At 62.0% G+C, this 15458-nt stretch carries 15 protein-coding genes and 1 other RNA gene; 13 read left to right on the top strand and 3 right to left on the bottom strand.

What is annotated here, in order from left to right:
* Positions 1-234: 234 nt before the first annotated feature.
* A non-coding RNA gene (locus I6L48_RS16075) (RtT sRNA) lies at positions 235-363 on the top strand.
* 91 nt (positions 364-454) lie between these two features.
* Here the strand turns inward: I6L48_RS16075 and alr are convergent.
* Positions 455-1567 carry an alanine racemase gene (gene alr, locus I6L48_RS16070; protein WP_171865750.1) on the bottom strand — a complete coding sequence of 371 codons (1113 nt, stop codon included), beginning with the start codon at positions 1565-1567 and terminating at the stop codon, positions 455-457.
* 1063 nt (positions 1568-2630) lie between these two features.
* Between alr and hybO the strand changes: the two genes are divergently transcribed.
* From hybO to I6L48_RS16015, 11 genes are all read left to right on the top strand, one after another.
* The gene (gene hybO, locus I6L48_RS16065) at positions 2631-3764 is read left to right on the top strand and encodes a hydrogenase 2 small subunit (RefSeq protein WP_011706350.1); all 1134 of its coding nucleotides are present in this window, start codon (positions 2631-2633) and stop codon (positions 3762-3764) included.
* 2 nt (positions 3765-3766) lie between these two features.
* Positions 3767-4804: a hydrogenase 2 operon protein HybA gene (gene hybA / locus I6L48_RS16060; protein ID WP_113070423.1), complete on the top strand. Its 1038-nt coding sequence runs from the start codon at positions 3767-3769 to the stop codon at positions 4802-4804.
* Positions 4797-5984 (top strand): Ni/Fe-hydrogenase cytochrome b subunit, encoded by a 1188-nt coding sequence (gene hybB, locus I6L48_RS16055; protein WP_042882454.1) that lies wholly within the window; start codon positions 4797-4799, stop codon positions 5982-5984. The genes hybA and hybB overlap by 8 nt, the downstream gene beginning before the upstream one ends.
* Positions 5981-7684, top strand: coding sequence for a hydrogenase 2 large subunit (gene hybC, locus I6L48_RS16050; protein WP_042882452.1), 1704 nt, complete (start codon positions 5981-5983; stop codon positions 7682-7684). The genes hybB and hybC overlap by 4 nt, the downstream gene beginning before the upstream one ends.
* Positions 7684-8214 carry a HyaD/HybD family hydrogenase maturation endopeptidase gene (locus I6L48_RS16045; RefSeq protein ID WP_042882451.1) on the top strand — a complete coding sequence of 177 codons (531 nt, stop codon included), beginning with the start codon at positions 7684-7686 and terminating at the stop codon, positions 8212-8214. Before hybC ends, I6L48_RS16045 begins: the two co-directional genes overlap by 1 nt.
* Positions 8196-8720 carry a hydrogenase-2 assembly chaperone gene (gene hybE, locus I6L48_RS16040; protein ID WP_042882450.1) on the top strand — a complete coding sequence of 175 codons (525 nt, stop codon included), beginning with the start codon at positions 8196-8198 and terminating at the stop codon, positions 8718-8720. Before I6L48_RS16045 ends, hybE begins: the two co-directional genes overlap by 19 nt.
* Before the next feature lie 121 nt (positions 8721-8841).
* Positions 8842-10461 (top strand): ABC transporter substrate-binding protein, encoded by a 1620-nt coding sequence (locus I6L48_RS16035; RefSeq protein ID WP_042882449.1) that lies wholly within the window; start codon positions 8842-8844, stop codon positions 10459-10461.
* A 10-nt stretch (positions 10462-10471) separates the two neighbouring features.
* Entirely contained in the window at positions 10472-11449 is a 978-nt protein-coding gene (locus I6L48_RS16030; RefSeq protein ID WP_113070422.1) for an ABC transporter permease, read from the top strand.
* Positions 11439-12254, top strand: coding sequence for an ABC transporter permease (locus I6L48_RS16025; protein ID WP_042882448.1), 816 nt, complete (start codon positions 11439-11441; stop codon positions 12252-12254). Before I6L48_RS16030 ends, I6L48_RS16025 begins: the two co-directional genes overlap by 11 nt.
* The gene (locus tag I6L48_RS16020; protein ID WP_042882447.1) at positions 12248-13036 is read left to right on the top strand and encodes an ATP-binding cassette domain-containing protein; all 789 of its coding nucleotides are present in this window, start codon (positions 12248-12250) and stop codon (positions 13034-13036) included. Before I6L48_RS16025 ends, I6L48_RS16020 begins: the two co-directional genes overlap by 7 nt.
* Positions 13036-13677, top strand: coding sequence for an ATP-binding cassette domain-containing protein (locus I6L48_RS16015; RefSeq protein ID WP_042882446.1), 642 nt, complete (start codon positions 13036-13038; stop codon positions 13675-13677). The genes I6L48_RS16020 and I6L48_RS16015 overlap by 1 nt, the downstream gene beginning before the upstream one ends.
* A 353-nt stretch (positions 13678-14030) precedes the next feature.
* Here I6L48_RS16015 and hypB read toward each other — a convergent pair whose 3' ends face one another.
* Positions 14031-14873, bottom strand: a complete 843-nt coding sequence (hypB, locus tag I6L48_RS16010; RefSeq protein ID WP_197055495.1) for a hydrogenase nickel incorporation protein HypB — start codon at positions 14871-14873, stop codon at positions 14031-14033.
* Between hypB and I6L48_RS20815 the strand changes: the two genes are divergently transcribed.
* Positions 14760-15122 (top strand): hypothetical protein, encoded by a 363-nt coding sequence (locus tag I6L48_RS20815; protein ID WP_225160037.1) that lies wholly within the window; start codon positions 14760-14762, stop codon positions 15120-15122. The genes hypB and I6L48_RS20815 overlap by 114 nt on opposite strands.
* Here I6L48_RS20815 and hypA read toward each other — a convergent pair.
* Entirely contained in the window at positions 15100-15441 is a 342-nt protein-coding gene (gene hypA, locus I6L48_RS16005; RefSeq protein WP_042882444.1) for a hydrogenase maturation nickel metallochaperone HypA, read from the bottom strand. The two genes, I6L48_RS20815 and hypA, sit on opposite strands and share 23 nt — an antisense overlap.
* Positions 15442-15458 lie beyond the last annotated feature (17 nt).

Raw genomic sequence — 15458 nt, 5'->3', positions numbered from 1 at the left:
CCTCACCGCCAAATAAAACAAAAAGCCCCGTCGAAAGACGGGGCTTTTTGTTTTATCCGGTGACGGGCGGCTTGGTTCGGGCCCTGGTTCGACAGGCGGGCAGGATAGCCCGTATGGACGGCCAGAGGCCGCCCGCAGGGCGAGCGCCAGGGACGGCGCGAGTCAATCCCGACCCATCCTCAGATGTTAAAACCGACCTCATGGTCGGTTTTTTGCTTTGGGGAAGCGTCATCAGCTCATCTCGAAGAGGGGGGGTGAGAATCCTCGCCGGGTTCGAGCAGAGCAGCTTGCTGCGATGAACGGCCGCAGGCCGCCCCGAAGGGGTGAGCCACGCAGTGGCGAATCATCCCTCCCTCACCGCCAAATAAAACAAAAGGCCCCGTCAAAAGACGGGGCCTTTTGTTTATCAAGGGCTGGTTTGACACTTCTCTGTGGCCGGTCTCAGACCGCTTGCTCAGGCCAGCTTCAACATCGGCATCTGTTCGCGTTTGTCACAGTGCGTCAGATGGACCCGGCTGGTCAGGCGGGTCAGCAGCTCGTAGGGGATGGTGCCTATCTTTTCGGCCACCTGTTCCACCGGCAACCCTTCCCCCCACAGCGTCACCTCGTCTCCCACCTTGTCGCTGGCCGCCGGCCCCAGATCGACGGTGATCATGTCCATGGAAACCCGACCCACGATGGGCACCCGGCGGCCATTGATCAGCATGGGGGTACCTTCGGGCGCCATGCGGGGGTAACCATCGCCATATCCCGCGGCCACCACGCCGAGGGTAGTATTTCGATCCGCCACCCAGTGTCCTCCATAGCCGACCGCCTCGCCCTGCTGGCAGGCGCGGGTGGCGATGAGCTGGCTCTTGAGATTCATGACCGGGCGCAGGTCATGGTCGGCGGCAAGCTGACCGGTAAACGGGGAGGCGCCGTAGAGCATGAGGCCGGGTCGGATCCAGTCGCTGCGCGATGCCGGCCAGGCGAGGATGCCGGCGGAGTTGGCCATGGCCCGCTCGCCCGGCAGATGAGCAGAGAGGCGGTTGAATTCCTCGATCTGCAGCCGGGTGGCCTGGGTATCCTGCTCATCGGACTGGCTGAAGTGCGTCATCAGATGGAACGGCTGCACCACGTTGCGACAATGGCTCAGCCGCTCGATGAAGGCGGGCAGCTCCAGGGTGCGCAGCCCGAGCCGGTTCATTCCGGTATCGAGCTTGAGCCACACCTTGATGGGGGCGGGCAGACTGGCCTGCTCGAGCAGTGCCAGCTGCTCCCAGGTATGCAAGGTGGTTTGCAGTTCGTGTTTCGCCAGCAGCGGCAGCGCCTCGGCACTGAAGAAGCCTCCCAGCACCAGAATGGGCTTGGTGATGGCGTTGGCACGCAGCACCAGCGCCTCCTCGACCCTTGCCACCGCATAGGCATCGGCCTGGGCGAGGGCGTGGGCCACCTGCAGCAGCCCATGGCCATAGGCATTGGCCTTGAGTACCGCGATGATCTTGCTGTGGGGGGCATGGCGGCGCACCACGGTGAAATTGTGCTGGAGTGCATCGATATCGATGCTGGCCGTAACTGTGTTCATCATGGGTCGGGTGTCTGCTCGATGAGTAGTTGGCTGATGGTTTCAATCCCGATCCGGTGATCCTGGCTGCCGGGACGAGCAAACGGGGGTCACTGAATCATGTTTTTTATATGCTTTAAAATGTAAAAAGATGTTATCAGTTGTTTTTTTGTTGGTAAATTATGTGGCGAATAGGAATGCGTAAATGCGCAAAATACGGAATATTCCTCGGTATAAATTTCCCTGCCAACGCTTTCTCTGGCTCCCTATCGGGCAATATTTATCACTGGTTTTTCCCCTTAAAACGGGAGGGGGATCGAGCCGTTTTCGCACATTGTTGGCGGTTTTTCGCGCCGGCTGCGTGCAGGTGGGGTTGCCGACCCCTGGCCAAGGTGCGGGGAGGGGCAGGTGCATGGCAGAGGAGAAAAGCAGGCTACCAGCTCCATGGGGGGTGAAGGTGGAACTGCCGGATTAAAGAGGGCATCTCGTCGAACCGGCGAGTGGTGTACGCCACCAAGAAAGCTTGTGGCCGGCTTGGTGGCGCACGCGGCCGGAGAGACAGGTCATCCGTGGCCAGGGATGGTGAAGCATGGATGTGGGCCGGTTAATTAATCAAGCGGCGAAGATCAGCCTTGAACAGCAGGGCGGGTTATTTCTTAAAAGCTGATAATAAATATCGTTTGCGCGTTCATTTTGGTTGGCGACATATAATTAAATAAAATTTAAAGGTATATATTTTTAGCTACTTTTGACGCGGAAAAAAGCCTGTAACTGGTAGCATAAATATTGGATCAAATAGTGTGACAACGCTTTCATTCTGATTATTTAACATCACGAACTAACGGGTAATTTAAATGAATTAAATTCAATAACACGCAAAAACACCCCCTAGTGGGTATTTTAGTAGCCCACACCATGCTTTCTAAGTCTATGCTATATATGGAGTTTTTAAATCCATGATGATGAGTTTTCTATTTGAATAATGTTCCGTCACTTGATGGAGATCAACATAAAGGGGGAGGGGGAGGCATAGCATTCCCGCAATTAAGCATTTGTCAAACAATGCTCACTGACGGGAATAAGAAAAATGGTCGAGGATACTTTTTTATCGGCTCATGGAATTAATCGCCGTGACTTTATGAAGCTTTGCGCCGGGATGGCCGCAACCCTTGGATTAAGCCAGCATGCCGTGGCCAAGATGGCCACCGCGCTCACCAGCCCCGAGCGGCCACCGGTGATCTGGATAGGGGCGCAGGAGTGTACTGGTTGCACCGAATCGCTGCTGCGCGCCACCCACCCTACCATCGAGAACCTGATCCTCAACACCATTTCGCTGGAGTATCACGAGGTGCTCTCGGCGGCCTTCGGTCATCAGGCCGAAGAGAACAAGCACAATGCCATCGAACGCTACAAGGGCAAGTATGTGCTGGTGGTGGATGGCTCCATCCCGCTTAAAGATGGCGGCATCTACTGCATGGTGGCGGGGGAACCCATCGTCGACCATATTCGCCGCGCGGCTGCCGATGCGGCTGCCGTCATCGCCATCGGCTCCTGCGCCGCCTGGGGCGGGGTGCCCGCCAGCGGTGGCAACCCGACCGGCGCCGTCAGCCTGGAAGAGGCCCTCGGCAACCTCGGCACGCCGATTATCAATATCCCGGGCTGCCCGCCCAACCCCCACAATTTCCTCACCACGGTCGCTTACTACATCACCTACGGCAAGCTGCCGGCGCTCGATGCCAAGAAGCGGCCGCTGTTTGCCTATGAGCGGCTCATCCACGAAAACTGCGAGCGCCGTCCGCACTTCGATGCCGGCCGTTTCGCCAAGGAGTTTGGCGATGAGGGCCACCGTCAGGGCTGGTGTCTCTATCACCTGGGCTGCAAGGGGCCGGAGACCTACGGCAACTGCTCGACCCTGGAGTTCTGCGACGTGGGCGGTGGCATCTGGCCGGTGGGCATAGGCCACCCCTGCTACGGCTGCAACGAGCAGGGAGTGGGTTTCAGCAAGGGGATCTTCCAGCTCGCCAAGGTGGAGAATCCCACCCCGCGGGTGAACAAGCCCGACGTGGCTATCCAGGAGGGAGGACACATGTCGCCCACCGCCACCGGCCTTATCGGTGGGGCGCTCGGGGTGCTGGTCGGGGTGAGTCTGATGACGGTGCGCGAGCTCGGTCGCCAGCAGAAGCGCCATGAAGCCGGGCAGCACACCTCACGGGAGGAGTGACCGTGAACAGACGCAACTTCCTCAAATTCGCCTCCGTCGGTGCGCTGGCGGCGGGCACCACCGTTTCCGGCACCGCGCTGGCGGCGGCCGAGAACAAGCCGCCCATTCCCGGTGCGCTCGGCATGCTCTACGACTCCACCCTCTGCATCGGCTGCCAGGCCTGCGTGGCGGAGTGCCAGCGCCTCAACGGCAACCCGGCCAATCCGGCCGGGGAAGCGACCTGGTCCAACAACGACAAACTGAGCCCCTACACCAACAACATCATTCAGGTGTGGAAGAGCGGCGCGGGTGAGCACAAGGATCAGCTGGTGGATGGCTATGCCTACATCAAGAAGCAGTGCATGCACTGTGTCGATCCCAACTGCGTCTCCGTCTGCCCGGTGCAGGCGCTGACCAAGGATCCCAAGACCGGTATCGTTCACTACGACCCGAGCGTCTGTACCGGTTGCCGTTACTGCATGGTGGGCTGCCCGTTCGACGTGCCCAAATATGACTACGACAACCCGTTCGGGGCGATCCACAAGTGCGAGCTCTGCAACCAGAAGGGGCTTGAGCGCATCGATCAGGGCAAATTGCCCGGCTGTGTCGAGGTGTGCCCCACCGGCGCCGTCATCTTCGGCACCCGCGAGGCGCTGATGGCCGAGGCCAAGCGCCGGCTGCTGGCCACCCCGGGTAGCGAATATGCCTACCCGCGCCAGACCTTCAGCGCCAACGATCCCTACCTGCATGAAGTGCCCAACTACCAGCCTTACGTCTATGGCGAGAAGGAGGGGGGCGGCACCCAGGTGCTGGTGCTGGCCGGGGTGCCCTACACCAAGCTCGACATGCCTGACTTGCCGGAGCTCTCCTCCGGTGCCCGCTCCGAGCACATCCAGCACACCCTCTACAAGGGGATGGTGCTGCCGCTGGTGGTGCTGACCGGGCTCTCGGTGCTTATTCGCCGCAATGCCAAGCAGCATGGCGGGGGAGAGGGGGATGATGCCAGCCATGGTCAGAGCAAGGGTCATGACCAGAATACGGGAGGCAAGGACCATGAGTAATCACAAGGCACATCCGCTGGGGGGCCGGCTGGTCAGTTGGCCGGTCATGGTGCTGGCGCCGTTCGTCATCCTGTGCGGCATGCTTATTCTCAAGCGCCTCATCTTCGGGCTGGGCTCGGTCACCGACTTGAACGGCGGCTACCCCTGGGGGCTCTGGATCTCCTTTGACCTTTTGATTGGCACCGGTTTCGCCTGCGGTGGCTGGGCACTGGCCTGGGCGGTTTACGTCTTCAACCGGGGCGAGTATCACCCCCTGGTAAGGCCGGCCCTGCTGGCAAGTCTGTTTGGCTATTCGTTGGGGGGCCTCTCCATCACCATCGACGTGGGGCGTTACTGGAACCTGCCCTACTTCTACATTCCGGGTTTCTTCAACACCTCCTCGGTGCTGTTCGAGACGGCGGTCTGCATGACCATCTACATCGGGGTGATGGCGCTGGAGTTTGCGCCCGTGCTCCTGGAGAAGTTCGGCTGGAAGGCCTCCATGGCGCGGCTCAACAAGATCATGTTCTTCATCCTGGCGCTGGGGGCCCTGCTGCCCACCATGCACCAATCCTCGATGGGCTCTTTGATGATAGTGGCGGGGGAGAAGATCCATCCGCTCTGGCAAAGCTACGAGCTGCTGCCGGTCTTTTCGCTTCTCACCGCCTTCATCATGGGCTTCTCCATAGTCGTGTTTGAAGGATCTTTGGTGCAGGCGGGGCTGGCGGGGCGCGGCCCCAACGAGAAGTCGCTCTTCTACAAGCTGACCCAGGTGATCGACATCTTCCTGATCCTGTTCGTGGCGCTGCGCTTTGCCGAGATCGTCATCAACGACAAGTCGGAGTACCTCTCCCAGTGGAATCGCTACGCCTTGATGTTCTGGAGCGAGATCGTGCTGATGATCTTCCCGCTGCTGGTGTTCCACTGGGATAAGAGCCGCCGCGATTCGCGCATGTTGTTCCTGGGGGCCCTCAGCATGCTGCTGGGCGCCGCCCTCTGGCGACTGGACTACTCCCTGCTCGCCTTCAACCCCGGCAATGGCTACCACTACTTCCCCTCCGCGGCGGAAGTGCTGATCTCCCTGGGCTTCGTCGCCATCGAGGTGTGTGCCTATTTGCTGCTGATCCGGCTGCTGCCGGTACTGCCATCACTTGAACGTGTTCACCAAGATTATCAGGCCCGAGGGAAAGCCAACGTATGAGCCAACGTATCACCATAGACCCCATCACCCGCATCGAGGGTCACCTGCGTATCGACTGTGAAATCGAAGGCGGCGTCGTCACCAAGGCCTGGTCGTCTGGCACCATGTGGCGCGGGATGGAGGAGATCGTCAAGGACAACGACCCGCGCGATGCCTGGATGATAGTGCAGCGCATCTGCGGGGTGTGCACCTCCATTCACGCCATCGCCTCGGTGCGGGCGGTGGAGAACGCCATCGGCGCCAAGGTGCCGGTCAATGCCCAGTTTATCCGCAACCTCATCATCGCGGCCCACAACATCCACGATCACATCGTCCACTTCTATCAGCTCTCCGCGCTGGACTGGGTGGACATCACGGCGGCCCTTGAGGCCAACCCGCAGAAGGCGGCCGACCTGCTCAAGGGGGTATCGACCTGGTCCCTCAACAGCGCCGATGAGCTGACCAAGGTGCAGGAGAAGATCCGCGCCCTGGTGGCGAGTGGCCAGCTCGGCATCTTCGCCAACGGCTACTGGGGCCACAAGGCGATGAAGCTGAGCCCGGAGGTGAACCTCATCGCCGTGGCCCACTACCTGCAGGCGCTGGAGTGCCAGCGCGATGCCAACCGCATCGTCGCCATCCTCGGTGGCAAGACCCCCCACATCCAGAACCTGGCGGTGGGCGGGGTGGCCAACCCCATCAACCTGGATGCGCCGAGCGTGCTGAACCTCGAGCGGTTGCTCTATGTGAAGAGCTTTATCGACCGGCTCGGCGAGTTCATCGAGCAGGTCTACAAGGTGGATGCCGCCATCATCGCCGCCCACTACCCCGAGTGGCTGAACCTGGGGCAGGGGGCCAGGCACTACCTGAGCGTGCCGGAGCTGCCCACCGACGGTGACGGCGGCAGCTTCCTGATGCCGGGGGGCTACATCGAGAACGGCGATCTGGCCGGCTATCGCCCCATCGAGAGCCATCAGGATGCCTGGCTGATGGATGGCATCGCCGAGAGCAACAAGCACGCCTGGTACAAGGATGACGCCCCCCTCAAACCCTGGGAGGGCAAGACCGAGCCCAACTACACCGGCTGGCAGGATGATGGCAAGTACTCCTGGGTCAAATCCCCCACCTTCTACGGCAAGGTGGTGGAGGTGGGGCCGCTCGCAGACCTCTTGGTCAAGCTCGCCGCCAAGCACCCGGAGACGGTGGCGCATTTCGATCAGCTGAACGGTCTCTACAAGACGCTCACCGGCTCGGCCATCAAGACCGAACAGCTGCACTCCACCCTGGGCCGCATCATCGGCCGGGCGGTGCGCTGTTGCGTGCTCAAAGACACCCTGTCTCACCAGTGGCAGGCGCTGGTGGACAATATCGGCAAGGGGGATGTCAGCGCCTACATCAAGACCGAGATCCCGGCGGACAAGGAGTTTCGCGGGGTGGGCTTTGAAGAGGCGCCACGCGGCATGCTCTCCCACTGGGTAGTCATCAAGGGCGGCAAGATAGAGAACTATCAGGCGGTGGTGCCGTCGACCTGGAACTCGGGTCCGCGCAACTTCAACGACGAGCCCGGCCCCTACGAGCAATCCCTGGTAGGCACCCCGGTGGCGGATCCTGCCAAGCCGCTGGAGGTGGTGCGCACCATCCACTCGTTCGATCCCTGCATGTCCTGCGCGGTGCACGTGGTGGATACCCAGAGCGGCGACGTGACTCAGGTGAAGGTGCTGTGATGAACACCCTGATCCTGGGCGTGGGCAACTTGCTCTTGAGCGACGAGGCCGTCGGCGTGCGGATCGTCGAGGGGCTGGAGCGCAACTACCGCTTCGCCCCCGGCATCGAGCTGCTCGACGGCGGTACCGCCGGCATGGAGTTGCTCGAAGCGATGGCCAGTCGCGACCACATCATACTGGCGGACGCGGTGCGCAGCGGCAATCCGCCGGGTACCGTGGTGACCCTGAAAGATAAGGCGATCCCGACCCTGTTCGGTCGCAAGATCTCCCCGCACCAGCTGGGGCTGGCGGACGTGCTCTCGGCGCTGCACATGACGGGGGAATCCCCCAGGCGGCTCACCCTGATCGGGGTCGAGCCCGCATCCCTCGAGCCCCGCATCGGCCTCACTCCCGTGGTGGCGGCTGCGCTGGGGGAGGCGACGGATCGGATCCTGACCCTGCTGGCCAGTCTGGGAGCACCGGCCATCCCGCTCTCTGAGCAGGAGAAAGCCGAGCGAGCGCGGGAGGGCCTATGGCGCAATCCATTGTGAATGAGGCAGTGAACGAAGTCGCGACAGAGTCGGCGCAGGAGTTTGCCGGTTTTGCCACCAATCCCGCACCGCGCTTGGTGGCCCAGTACGAACGGATCGCCAGAGAAGAGATGCAGGCCCTGCCGTTCTACCACCCGGCCATGCCGATAGTGGCGCAGTGCACCCTGTTTGAAGGTCAGTGGCTCGGCTGCGTGCTCACCCCCTGGATGCTGAGCGTGGTAGTGCTGCCGGGGCCGGATCAGCTTTGGCCGGTGCGTGGCAGCCGCGATCGGCTCGCCCTGCAGCTCCCCTGCGGCAACCTGACCTTTATGGTGGGGACCTTGCCCGAGACGGGGCAGTTGCTGGCCTGCTCGCTCATGTCCCCCATCGACCCGCATCTGGGGGCCGACGAGGGGCGGGCGCTGGTGAGCAGCACCCTCAAGATGTTGCTTTCGCTTCCGGTGCAGCAGGGGGAGGGCGGCGTGGATCTGGGGCGCCGACGACTGTTCGGGGGACGAAAGTCCTGAGACCAAGGCGTGCCGACAACCGGGCGCGTCAGTTTGACACAGGGGCCGGCATGGGCCCCTCACTCGCCTCATTGAGGTGGCGTTGCATCTCTGCGAGTGAATCCTGGGAACAAGGATCATGATGAAGATTGAACATGGCCGCGTCGATGGCCTGCTTGGTGCGCCAGTCCTGGTGCGGGCACTGCCCCTGCTGGCCCTGCTCTCGGGCGGTTTCTCTACCATGGCGCTGGCTGCCCAGCCCGTCCCCGCCGAACTCAAGCTCGCCATTGGCAGTGAGCCCACCGAAGGGTTTGACCCTCTGCTTGGCTGGAGTCACGGCAGCTACCTGTTGCTGCACAGTCCGCTGCTCAAACAGAACGCCGATCTCAGCTGGCAAAACGTGCTCACCCAATCGGTGACCCCGAGCAAGGATGGCAAGGGGTGGCTTATCCGCCTCAAGCCGAACCTGACATTCTCCAACGGCGCGCCCCTCACCGCCGAAGACGTGGCCTTCACCTACAACAGCGCAGCCAAGGGTGGCGGCAAGATCGATATGGGCAACTTTGTCTCGGCCAAAGTGCTCTCGCCTACCGAGGTTGCCATGACTCTTAGCGCCCCCCAGAGCACCTTCGTCAACGTGCTGGGATCGCTCGGGATAGTGTCGAAGCGGGATTACGACGCAAAAGCTTACGCTCGCCATCCGGTCGGCGCCGGCCCTTACCGGCTGGTGAGCTTCCTGCCCGGTCAACAGCTGGTGGTGGAGGCCAACCCCTATTACGCCGGTGGCAGCAATGACTTCAAGCGGCTGGTGTTTGTCTTTATCGACGAAGAGAGCGCCTACGCTGCCGCCCAGAGCAGCCAGCTTGATGTGGTGCGCATTGCTCCGTCGCTGGCGCCTACCGTGCCTGCTTCCCTCAAACTCTGGGTGCGGCCGAGCGTGGAGAACCGTGGCATCGTCTTCCCTATTCCGCCTGCGGGTGGCAAGGATGCCAAGGGTTATCCCATCGGCAACGACGTGACCTCGGACGTGGCGGTGCGCCGCGCTATCAACTACGCCATCGACCGCAAGTTGCTGGCCGACCAGCTGCTGGAAAGGCACGCCATCCCCGCTTACAGCGCGGTAGAAGGCTTGCCATGGCTGAATAAAGCCACCGCCTTTAAGGATGGCGATGCCGCCCATGCCAACGCCCTGCTCGATGAGGCTGGCTGGAAGATGGGCAGTGACGGTATTCGCCACAAGGGCGACCTGAGAGCCGCCTTTACCCTCTGGTACACCAGTGGCGACAGCACCCGCCGGGATTTGGCGGAAGCGGTGCGCGCCATGCTCAAACCCATCGGCCTTGAGGTGAGCCTCAAGTCCGGCAGCTGGGAGCAGGTGGAGCGGGAGATGCACGCCAATCCGGTGCTGATGGGGTGGGGGAGTCTGGATCCCATGGAGCTCTATCACCACTACCAGAGCGGTTCCGCCGGCGTGGAGTTCTACAACCCGGGTTATTACAGCAACCCTGTGGTGGATAGCCACCTCAAGCAGGCGCTGGATGCCCCGAACTGGCAGGCGGCCGTGCCGTTCTGGCAGCAGGTGGAGTGGGATGGCAAGACCGGCGCCGGAGTGCAGGGAGATGCGGCCTGGGCCTGGCTGCTCAACGTGCAGCACACTTATCTGGCCAATCGCTGCATCGACCTTGGCAAGGGGGCGCCGGAAATCCACGGTAGCTGGTCACTGCTCAACAACCTGCAGGATTGGCGGTGGACGTGCCGTTAAGTTCCCCACTATGATGACTGCCACTCTAAAAGCCCTGCTGCGTCTGGCAGGGCTGCTCTGTCTGGTCTCGGTCGCCACCTTTGTGCTGCTGAGTTACTCCCCCATCGACCCCATCAAGGCCTATATCGGCAACGATCTGCTCCATGTGCCGCCGGAGCAGTACGCCCGCATCGCCGCCCGCTGGGGGCTGGATCAGCCGCTCTGGCTGCGCTATTGGCACTGGTTTAGCCAAGTGCTGCATGGGGATCTCGGTTACTCCATGCTCTACAACGCGCCTGTGGGTGAAGTCATAGGCCAGCGCTTTGCTGCCTCTTTCCTGCTGCTGGCGGGCGCCTGGCTGCTCTCCGGCTTTTTCGGGATTTTGCTGGGCCTCTGCGCCGGTCGCTATCTCAATCGCTGGCCCGATCGCCTGATTTGCCGGTTTGCCTATCTGCTCGCCTCCCTGCCCACCTTCTGGGTCGGCCTGTTGCTGCTGGCGCTGTTTGCGGTGCACTGGCCGCTGTTGCCGGTCTGCTGCGCCTGGACGCCGGGGCTCGCTGCCGAGGAAGCAGATTGGGCATTGCGAGCGCGCCATCTGTTGCTGCCGGTGACCACGCTCGCCCTGCTCGGGTTGGGCAATATTGCCCTGCATACCCGGGGGCGGGTGGCCGAGGTGCTGGAGAGCGACTTTATCCGCTATGCCCGCGCTCAGGGGGATGGCGGCTGGCCTATGCTGCGTTTTCATGTGCTGCGCCACGCCCTGACCCCGGCGCTCTGCCTGCAGTTTGCCTCTCTAGGCGAGCTGATTGGCGGGTCGCTCTTGGCTGAGAAGGTCTTCTCTTATCCGGGGCTCGGCCAGGCCACTGTGGATGCGGGGCTGCGGGGCGATATCCCCTTGCTGATGGGCATCGTGCTCTTCTGCACCCTGCTGGTCTTTATTGGCAACACGGTGGCCTGTCTGCTGCTGGCCCGCATCAATCGAGGCTGGGAGGGTGAGCATGCTGTTTAATCCGCTTCCCTCCATAGTGCGCCTCGCTGTAGCCCTGATTGGATTGGCGCTTCTGGCCGCCTACGGCTGGAACCTCTCTCATCAGGATGTGCCGATGGATCTGCTGGCGCGCCAGCAGCCTCCCTCGCTGACCCACTGGTTCGGCACCGATCAGATGGGACGGGATCTCTGGTTGCGGGCCTTTCAGGGCACCCTCACCAGTCTGGAGCTTGGCATCAGCACGGCGCTCTGCAGTGGCCTGCTGGCCATGGTGGCGGCAAGCGTGTCGCTCATTCACCCCAGATGTGATGCGGCGGTGCGAATGGTGATCGACGCCATGCTGGCGCTGCCCCATATGCTGCTGCTGATCCTCATCTGCTTTACCGTGGGGGGCGGTATGCGCGGGGTGATCCTGGCGGTGGCACTGACCCACTGGCCCAAGCTGGCGCTTATTCTCTGCGCAGAAGCGCGGCGGATCGCCTGCAGCGACTATGTGGTGCTGGCCCGCTGTCAGGGGATGGGGGCGCTGCGTCGCTGGTGCACCCACTTGCTGCCGGGGTTGCTGCCCCAGTGGTTTATCGGCACCTTGCTGATGTTTCCCCATGCGGTGCTGCACAGCGCGGCCTTGAGCTTTCTCGGCTTTGGGCTGGCGGCCCATGAGGCCTCGTTGGGTCTACTGCTGGCCGATGCCCTGCGTTATCTGGCCGGTGGTGGCTGGTGGCTGGCCCTCTTTCCGGGACTGATGTTGCTGCTGCTGGTTCTGCTGTTTGATCAGGCTACCCGCGCCTTGCAACAGCTGTTGTGGCACAGGAGTGAACCATGCTGAGTTTTGATCAGGTGACCATAGAGGCGGCCCACTACTCCTGGCTGGGGCGGCGCAGCTGGCAGCCTTTGCTGACCGATATCAGCCTGCAACTGGCGCCAAGGGAGATAGTGGCGCTGGTGGGGGGGAGCGGCGAGGGCAAGAGCCTGTTGCTGCAAAGCGCCCTGACCCTGCTACCGGACAACCTGAGGATGCGCGGCCGCATCTCCCTCGATGGCACACCTCTGTGCGATGCCAGCCGCGCCCGTCTGCGCGGCCATACCCTCTGCTATGTGCCGCAAGGGGTGAGCGCCCTCAATCCACTGTTGACGGTGGAGCGCCAGCTGGGCCGGGCGGCGCGTCTCTGCGGTCAGAGCGGTTCTCGCGAGCGGCTCGGCGAGCAGTTGCTGCGCTACCAGCTGCCCGCGACCACCCTGGACAGGTACCCGCGCCAGCTCTCCGGCGGCATGGCCAAGCGCATTCTGGCCTGCACTGCGGCGCTCGGTGGTGCCCGCTACATTCTGGCAGACGAGATCACCGCCTGGCTCGACGAGGGGCTGGCCTGTCTGCTGCTCGGCCAGTTGCGTGAAGTGGCCAATCAGGGCAGCGGTATCCTCTGGGTGACCCACGATCTGGCGCTGGCGGCCCGGTTTGCCGATCGCATTGTGGCGCTGCATCAGGGGCAGGTGAGCGATACCTTGAGCTGCCACCATCTGCGCCAGGGGCAGGGGAGCGAGATGCTCCGCGCCCACTGGCAGGCACTGCCGGAATTCAATGCGCTCTTCTCTGTGTCGGAGGTTTCCTGATGTTTGAAGTACGAAATCTCACTATCGCCCAGGGGGAACGTCCCCTCTGGCAGGGGTTATCGCTGACGGTGAAAGCGGGCGAACGGCTCGGCATCTCTGCGCCGAGTGGCCATGGCAAGACTACGCTGGGGCGGGTATTGGCGAGTTGGCAACCGGTTGGGGCCGGCGGGCAGATCCTGCTGGATGGGCAGCCGGTGCCTGAACAGGTAAAAGGTTATAACCCCATCCAGCTGGTGCCCCAGCACCCGGAACTCACCTTCAATCCCTATCGCACCACCGGGCAGGCGCTGTGGGATGTATGGCGCCCCGATGAGGCCATACTTACCCGCTTTATGGTCAAGCCTGCGTGGCTCGGTCGTAAACCCGGCCAGCTCTCAGGTGGTGAGCTGGCCCGCATCGCGCTGCTGCGCGCCCTCGATCCCCGCACCCGGTTGCTTGTCGCCGACGAGGTGACTGCCCAGCTGGATCCGCAAATCCAGCGCCATATTTGGCAGGAGTTAATGCGTGAGTGCGAGCAGCGCGGGCTTGGCATGCTTGTCTTCAGTCACCAGCAGGCACTTCTGCGTCAGATCTGTCATCGGGTGCTGCGCTTTGGTGAGGTGCCTGCGGAACAGGAGGCGATGGCCCGTAGCGTGGCCTGAGGATTGGCTTCCCCCTCATCCCCAGCCCTTCTCCCGCAAGGGGAGAAGGGAGTTGAAGGTGCCATCTCACCACGCTCAGGGTTTAGGGTTTGGAAAATCTCGGGGTTTGAAAATATGGCTGGTTGTTATGCTCGAAGCTCCCTGAGGGGGTTGAGGGCGTCGTATAGCCGCGGCATCCACAAACCGGTTCCCTCTCCCTGGGGAGAGGGCCAGGGTGAGGGGACGCGAGTATGAGTCGCTGGCCATTCTGTACAGAGAGAACCGTTGGCAAAGCGCGCAGATAAAAGAGAGGGAGGCATCAGCCTCCCTCTTTTGTTTTCTACCGTTATCAGCGGCATTTAACCGGTTCTGCTTCAGGCCGTGGCCAGCCAGTTCAGCCAGGCATCCATCCCTTCACCGGTAGTGGCGCTGACCTGGATCACCTGAATATAGGGGTTGACCCGTTTGGCGTTCTCGATGCAGCGTGCCACGTCAAAGCTGACGTAGGGCAGCAGATCAATCTTGTTGATCACCATCAGCTGGGCGGCGGCGAACATGTCCGGGTACTTGAGGGGCTTCTCTTCCCCCTCGGTGACGGAGAGGATCGCCACTTTGTACTTCTCGCCGAGATCGAAGCTGGCGGGGCAGACCAGATTGCCGACGTTTTCGATAAAGAGGATGCCCCCTTCATTGGCGGGCAGCTGGTGGCAGGCGTCGTGGACCATCTTGGCGTCCAGATGGCAGCCCTTGCCGGTGTTGATCTGCACGGCAGGGACGCCGGTGGCACGAATGCGATCCGCATCGGCGCTGGTCTGCTGATCCCCTTCGATCACGGCGCAGGGGCGCTTGTCGGCCAGCTGGCGCAGGGTTTCACACAGCAGGGTGGTCTTGCCTGAACCCGGGCTCGATACCAGGTTGAGCACCAGCTGGGCCGCCTCGTCGAAGTGTTCGCGGTTGTGGGCCGCCAGCGCGTTGTTCTTGGCCAGCACATCCATCTCGATGGCGATCAGCTGGCGCTGCCCGATGCCGGGTACCGACAAGCCCGCTTCCCCTTTGCCGTAGTGCAGGGAGCCCTGCTGATGGTCATGGTCATGGCTGTGATCATGGGGATGTACGTGGGAATGGCCGTGGTCATGAGAGTGGGCATGATCATGATGATGGTCGTGGGGGTGATCATGGTGGTGCTCATGAGGGTGATCATGACCCTCTGCTCCTATTGGTGCCTGTACCCCGTGGTAGTGGTGATGGACATCCCCCTGATGGTGATAGTGGTGGTGAATGATCAGGGTGCGCGGCGCACTCTGCTCGTGGTCATGGTGGTGATGGGCGTCATAAGCATGATGATGGTCGTGCTCATGACCATGTTTATGGTGATGTTCATGCTCGTGATCGTGCTCATGGCCGGCGATCCGCGCCTGGCCGCATCCGCATACGCTACACATATCAACTTACCTCGATGTCGGTGATGCGCAGGCTATCACCCTGCGCGACTCGTAATTTGTACCCGCCACACTCGGGACAGGCCTGCCCGCGCTCGGTGAGGGTGACCGTCTGGTTGCAGTCGTAACACCAGGCCTCTGCCGCCTGATGCAGAAAGTGCAGTTGGGCGCCTTGGGCCACGGTGCCCTTGGCGGCCGCCTCGAAACAGAAGGCGATGGTGTCCGGGTCGACGCAGGAGAAGCTGCCGACCTCGAGCCAGAGGGCGGTCACCTTGTTAAAGCCCCGCTGGGTGGCCTGCTCGGCCACCAGATCGATGGCAGCCATGGCCAGAGACATTTCGTGCATGGTGGCTCCTTAACCGA

Origin of the sequence: Aeromonas sp. FDAARGOS 1418 (genome assembly GCF_019048585.1) — a bacterium.
GTDB classification, from domain to species: Bacteria; Pseudomonadota; Gammaproteobacteria; order Enterobacterales; family Aeromonadaceae; genus Aeromonas; species Aeromonas caviae.
Note: the sequence above shows the minus strand (reverse complement) of the source record. Positions and strands in the feature narration are given on the sequence as shown.

What these genes read in the sequence shown, in the direction of transcription:
- alr (WP_171865750.1), bottom strand. Translation starts at nt 1,567, where the DNA reads ATGATGAACACAGTTACGGCCAGCATCGATATCGATGCACTCCAGCAC.
- hybO (WP_011706350.1), top strand. Translation starts at nt 2,631, where the DNA reads ATGGTCGAGGATACTTTTTTATCGGCTCATGGAATTAATCGCCGTGAC.
- hybB (WP_042882454.1), top strand. Translation starts at nt 4,797, where the DNA reads ATGAGTAATCACAAGGCACATCCGCTGGGGGGCCGGCTGGTCAGTTGG.
- hybC (WP_042882452.1), top strand. Translation starts at nt 5,981, where the DNA reads ATGAGCCAACGTATCACCATAGACCCCATCACCCGCATCGAGGGTCAC.
- I6L48_RS16045 (WP_042882451.1), top strand. Translation starts at nt 7,684, where the DNA reads ATGAACACCCTGATCCTGGGCGTGGGCAACTTGCTCTTGAGCGACGAG.
- hybE (WP_042882450.1), top strand. Translation starts at nt 8,196, where the DNA reads ATGGCGCAATCCATTGTGAATGAGGCAGTGAACGAAGTCGCGACAGAG.
- I6L48_RS16035 (WP_042882449.1), top strand. Translation starts at nt 8,842, where the DNA reads ATGAAGATTGAACATGGCCGCGTCGATGGCCTGCTTGGTGCGCCAGTC.
- I6L48_RS16030 (WP_113070422.1), top strand. Translation starts at nt 10,472, where the DNA reads ATGATGACTGCCACTCTAAAAGCCCTGCTGCGTCTGGCAGGGCTGCTC.
- I6L48_RS16025 (WP_042882448.1), top strand. Translation starts at nt 11,439, where the DNA reads ATGCTGTTTAATCCGCTTCCCTCCATAGTGCGCCTCGCTGTAGCCCTG.
- I6L48_RS16020 (WP_042882447.1), top strand. Translation starts at nt 12,248, where the DNA reads ATGCTGAGTTTTGATCAGGTGACCATAGAGGCGGCCCACTACTCCTGG.
- I6L48_RS16015 (WP_042882446.1), top strand. Translation starts at nt 13,036, where the DNA reads ATGTTTGAAGTACGAAATCTCACTATCGCCCAGGGGGAACGTCCCCTC.
- I6L48_RS20815 (WP_225160037.1), top strand. Translation starts at nt 14,760, where the DNA reads ATGGGGATGTACGTGGGAATGGCCGTGGTCATGAGAGTGGGCATGATC.
- hypA (WP_042882444.1), bottom strand. Translation starts at nt 15,441, where the DNA reads ATGCACGAAATGTCTCTGGCCATGGCTGCCATCGATCTGGTGGCCGAG.